Annotated in this window: 2 tRNA genes and 3 rRNA genes; all 5 read left to right on the plus strand. The window is 49.8% G+C overall.

Annotated features, from left to right (window positions below):
- Positions 1–137: 137 nt before the first annotated feature.
- The 5 genes from ADM50_RS09190 (at position 138) to ADM50_RS09210 (ending at position 5,203) form a co-directional block, all read left to right on the plus strand.
- Positions 138–1,686: ribosomal RNA gene (locus ADM50_RS09190) — 16S ribosomal RNA — on the plus strand.
- A gap of 51 nt (positions 1,687–1,737) precedes the next feature.
- Positions 1,738–1,810, plus strand: a tRNA-Ala gene (locus tag ADM50_RS09195).
- Between the two features lie 122 nt (positions 1,811–1,932).
- Positions 1,933–4,833: ribosomal RNA gene (locus ADM50_RS09200) — 23S ribosomal RNA — on the plus strand.
- Between the two features lie 76 nt (positions 4,834–4,909).
- Positions 4,910–5,025, plus strand: a 5S ribosomal RNA gene (gene rrf, locus ADM50_RS09205).
- Together the 16S, 23S and 5S rRNA genes with 2 tRNA genes alongside form the textbook arrangement of a ribosomal RNA operon.
- Before the next feature lie 105 nt (positions 5,026–5,130).
- Positions 5,131–5,203, plus strand: a tRNA-Val gene (locus tag ADM50_RS09210).
- Position 5,204: the final 1 nt, after the last annotated feature.

The raw sequence follows: 5,204 nt of genomic DNA on the forward strand, positions 1-5,204 counted from the left end.
GAGAGAATGAGTGACAAAGACCTTTGAAAACTGAACAAGACGAACCAATGTGCAGGGCACTATAACTGAAGTTATAGTACTGAACAATGAAAAAACAATAAATCTGTCAGTGACAGAAATGAGTGAGAACTCAAACTTTTAATGAGAGTTTGATCCTGGCTCAGGACGAACGCTGGCGGCGTGCCTAATACATGCAAGTAGAACGCTGAAGAGAGGAGCTTGCTCTTCTTGGATGAGTTGCGAACGGGTGAGTAACGCGTAGGTAACCTGCCTGGTAGCGGGGGATAACTATTGGAAACGATAGCTAATACCGCATAATAGTAGATGTTGCATGACATTTGCTTAAAAGGTGCAATTGCATCACTACCAGATGGACCTGCGTTGTATTAGCTAGTTGGTGAGGTAACGGCTCACCAAGGCGACGATACATAGCCGACCTGAGAGGGTGATCGGCCACACTGGGACTGAGACACGGCCCAGACTCCTACGGGAGGCAGCAGTAGGGAATCTTCGGCAATGGACGGAAGTCTGACCGAGCAACGCCGCGTGAGTGAAGAAGGTTTTCGGATCGTAAAGCTCTGTTGTAAGAGAAGAACGAGTGTGAGAGTGGAAAGTTCACACTGTGACGGTATCTTACCAGAAAGGGACGGCTAACTACGTGCCAGCAGCCGCGGTAATACGTAGGTCCCGAGCGTTGTCCGGATTTATTGGGCGTAAAGCGAGCGCAGGCGGTTAGATAAGTCTGAAGTTAAAGGCTGTGGCTTAACCATAGTACGCTTTGGAAACTGTTTAACTTGAGTGCAAGAGGGGAGAGTGGAATTCCATGTGTAGCGGTGAAATGCGTAGATATATGGAGGAACACCGGTGGCGAAAGCGGCTCTCTGGCTTGTAACTGACGCTGAGGCTCGAAAGCGTGGGGAGCAAACAGGATTAGATACCCTGGTAGTCCACGCCGTAAACGATGAGTGCTAGGTGTTAGACCCTTTCCGGGGTTTAGTGCCGCAGCTAACGCATTAAGCACTCCGCCTGGGGAGTACGACCGCAAGGTTGAAACTCAAAGGAATTGACGGGGGCCCGCACAAGCGGTGGAGCATGTGGTTTAATTCGAAGCAACGCGAAGAACCTTACCAGGTCTTGACATCCCTCTGACCGCTCTAGAGATAGAGTTTTCCTTCGGGACAGAGGTGACAGGTGGTGCATGGTTGTCGTCAGCTCGTGTCGTGAGATGTTGGGTTAAGTCCCGCAACGAGCGCAACCCCTATTGTTAGTTGCCATCATTCAGTTGGGCACTCTAGCGAGACTGCCGGTAATAAACCGGAGGAAGGTGGGGATGACGTCAAATCATCATGCCCCTTATGACCTGGGCTACACACGTGCTACAATGGCTGGTACAACGAGTCGCAAGCCGGTGACGGCAAGCTAATCTCTTAAAGCCAGTCTCAGTTCGGATTGTAGGCTGCAACTCGCCTACATGAAGTCGGAATCGCTAGTAATCGCGGATCAGCACGCCGCGGTGAATACGTTCCCGGGCCTTGTACACACCGCCCGTCACACCACGAGAGTTTGTAACACCCGAAGTCGGTGAGGTAACCTTTTAGGAGCCAGCCGCCTAAGGTGGGATAGATGATTGGGGTGAAGTCGTAACAAGGTAGCCGTATCGGAAGGTGCGGCTGGATCACCTCCTTTCTAAGGATAAGGAACTGCACATTGGTCTTGTTTAGTCTTGAGAGGTCTTGTGGGGCCTTAGCTCAGCTGGGAGAGCGCCTGCTTTGCACGCAGGAGGTCAGCGGTTCGATCCCGCTAGGCTCCATTGGTGAGAGATCACCAAGTAATGCACATTGAAAATTGAATATCTATATCAAATAGTAACAAGAAAATAAACCGAAACGCTGTAGTATTAAAAGAGTTTATGACTGAAAGGTCAAAAAATAAGGTTAAGTTAATAAGGGCGCACGGTGGATGCCTTGGCACTAGGAGCCGAAGAAGGACGTGACAAACGACGATATGCCTTGGGTAGCTGTAAGTAAGCGATGATCCAGGGATTTCCGAATGGGGGAACCCAACAGGTACTACCTGTTACCCGCATCTGTTAAGGATGTGAGGAGGAAGACGCAGTGAACTGAAACATCTAAGTAGCTGCAGGAAGAGAAAGCAAAAGCGATTGCCTTAGTAGCGGCGAGCGAAACGGCAGGAGGGCAAACCGAAGAGTTTACTCTTCGGGGTTGTAGGACTGCAATGTGGACTCAAAGATTATAGAAGAATGATTTGGGAAGATCAGCCAAAGAGAGTAATAGCCTCGTATTTAAAATAGTCTTTGTACCTAGCAGTATCCTGAGTACGGCGGGACACGTGAAATCCCGTCGGAATCTGGGAGGACCATCTCCCAACCCTAAATACTCCCTAGTGACCGATAGTGAACCAGTACCGTGAGGGAAAGGTGAAAAGCACCCCGGGAGGGGAGTGAAATAGAACCTGAAACCGTGTGCCTACAACAAGTTCGAGCCCGTTAATGGGTGAGAGCGTGCCTTTTGTAGAATGAACCGGCGAGTTACGATATGATGCGAGGTTAAGTTGAAGAGACGGAGCCGCAGGGAAACCGAGTCTGAATAGGGCGAATTAGTATCATGTCGTAGACCCGAAACCATGTGACCTACCCATGAGCAGGTTGAAGGTGCGGTAAGACGCACTGGAGGACCGAACCAGGGCACGTTGAAAAGTGCTTGGATGACTTGTGGGTAGCGGAGAAATTCCAAACGAACTTGGAGATAGCTGGTTCTCTCCGAAATAGCTTTAGGGCTAGCGTCGACATAAAGATTCTTGGAGGTAGAGCACTGTTTGGGTGAGGGGTCCATCCCGGATTACCAATCTCAGATAAACTCCGAATGCCAATGAATTATGGTCGGCAGTCAGACTGCGAGTGCTAAGATCCGTAGTCGAAAGGGAAACAGCCCAGACCACCAGCTAAGGTCCCAAAATAATTGTTAAGTGGAAAAGGATGTGGGGTTGCACAGACAACTAGGATGTTAGCTTAGAAGCAGCTATTCATTCAAAGAGTGCGTAATAGCTCACTAGTCGAGTGACCCTGCGCCGAAAATGTACCGGGGCTAAAACAATTTACCGAAGCTGTGGATACCTTTATAGGTATGGTAGGAGAGCGTTCTATGTGTGAAGAAGGTATACCGTGAGGAGTGCTGGAACGCATAGAAGTGAGAATGCCGGTATGAGTAGCGAAAGACAGGTGAGAATCCTGTCCACCGTAAGACTAAGGTTTCCAGGGGAAGGCTCGTCCGCCCTGGGTTAGTCGGGACCTAAGGAGAGACCGAAAGGTGTATCCGATGGACAACAGGTTGATATTCCTGTACTAGAGTATGTAGTGATGGAGGGACGCAGTAGGCTAACTAAAGCAGACGAATGGAAGAGTCTGTCTAAGCAGTGAGGTGTGAATTGAGTCAAATGCTTAGTTCTATAACATTGAGCTGTGATGGGGAGCGAAGTTTAGTAGCGAAGTTAGTGACGTCACACTGCCAAGAAAAGCTTCTAGCGTTTAAACATACTCTACCCGTACCGCAAACCGACACAGGTAGTCGAGGCGAGTAGCCTCAGGTGAGCGAGAGAACTCTCGTTAAGGAACTCGGCAAAATGACCCCGTAACTTCGGGAGAAGGGGTGCTGACTTTACGTCAGCCGCAGTGAATAGGCCCAAGCAACTGTTTATCAAAAACACAGCTCTCTGCTAAATCGTAAGATGATGTATAGGGGGTGACGCCTGCCCGGTGCTGGAAGGTTAAGAGGAGTGCTTAGCGTAAGCGAAGGTATGAATTGAAGCCCCAGTAAACGGCGGCCGTAACTATAACGGTCCTAAGGTAGCGAAATTCCTTGTCGGGTAAGTTCCGACCCGCACGAAAGGCGTAATGATTTGGGCACTGTCTCAACGAGAGACTCGGTGAAATTTTAGTACCTGTGAAGATGCAGGTTACCCGCGACAGGACGGAAAGACCCCATGGAGCTTTACTGCAGTTTGATATTGAGTGTCTGTACCACATGTACAGGATAGGTAGGAGTCTATGAGATCGGGACGCCAGTTTCGAAGGAGACGTTGTTGGGATACTACCCTTGTGTTATGGCCACTCTAACCCGGATAGGTTATCCCTATCGGAGACAGTGTCTGACGGGCAGTTTGACTGGGGCGGTCGCCTCCTAAAAGGTAACGGAGGCGCCCAAAGGTTCCCTCAGAATGGTTGGAAATCATTCGCAGAGTGTAAAGGTATAAGGGAGCTTGACTGCGAGAGCTACAACTCGAGCAGGGACGAAAGTCGGGCTTAGTGATCCGGTGGTTCCGTATGGAAGGGCCATCGCTCAACGGATAAAAGCTACCCTGGGGATAACAGGCTTATCTCCCCCAAGAGTTCACATCGACGGGGAGGTTTGGCACCTCGATGTCGGCTCGTCGCATCCTGGGGCTGTAGTCGGTCCCAAGGGTTGGGCTGTTCGCCCATTAAAGCGGCACGCGAGCTGGGTTCAGAACGTCGTGAGACAGTTCGGTCCCTATCCGTCGCGGGCGTAGGAAATTTGAGAGGATCTGCTCCTAGTACGAGAGGACCAGAGTGGACTTACCGCTGGTGTACCAGTTGTCTTGCCAAAGGCATCGCTGGGTAGCTATGTAGGGAAGGGATAAACGCTGAAAGCATCTAAGTGTGAAACCCACCTCAAGATGAGATTTCCCATGATTTTATATCAGTAAGAGCCCTGAGAGATGATCAGGTAGATAGGTTAGAAGTGGAAGTGTGGCGACACATGTAGCGGACTAATACTAATAGCTCGAGGACTTATCCAAAGTAACTGAGAATACGAAGTGTGAGGTTTTCTTGGTATTTGATAGATATTCAATTTTGAGTAGGTATTACTCAGAGTTAAGTGACGATAGCCTAGGAGATACACCTGTACCCATGCCGAACACAGCAGTTAAGCCCTAGAACGCCGGAAGTAGTTGGGGGTTGCCCCCTGTGAGATATGGAAGTCGCTTAGCTCGAGGGAGTTTAGCTTAGTTGTAATTGAGAGGAAATCGAAATTACAATCGGCGGATGAGAGAAACGAAGTTTCTTACCGTTGGCTGAGCTAGACTCCGCCCTTTGGGAGTTTAGCTCAGCTGGGAGAGCATCTGCCTTACAAGCAGAGGGTCAGCGGTTCGATCCCGTTAACTCCCAT

The organism is Streptococcus oralis, from assembly GCF_001075675.1.
In the GTDB taxonomy this organism is placed as follows: domain Bacteria; phylum Bacillota; class Bacilli; order Lactobacillales; family Streptococcaceae; genus Streptococcus; species Streptococcus oralis_V.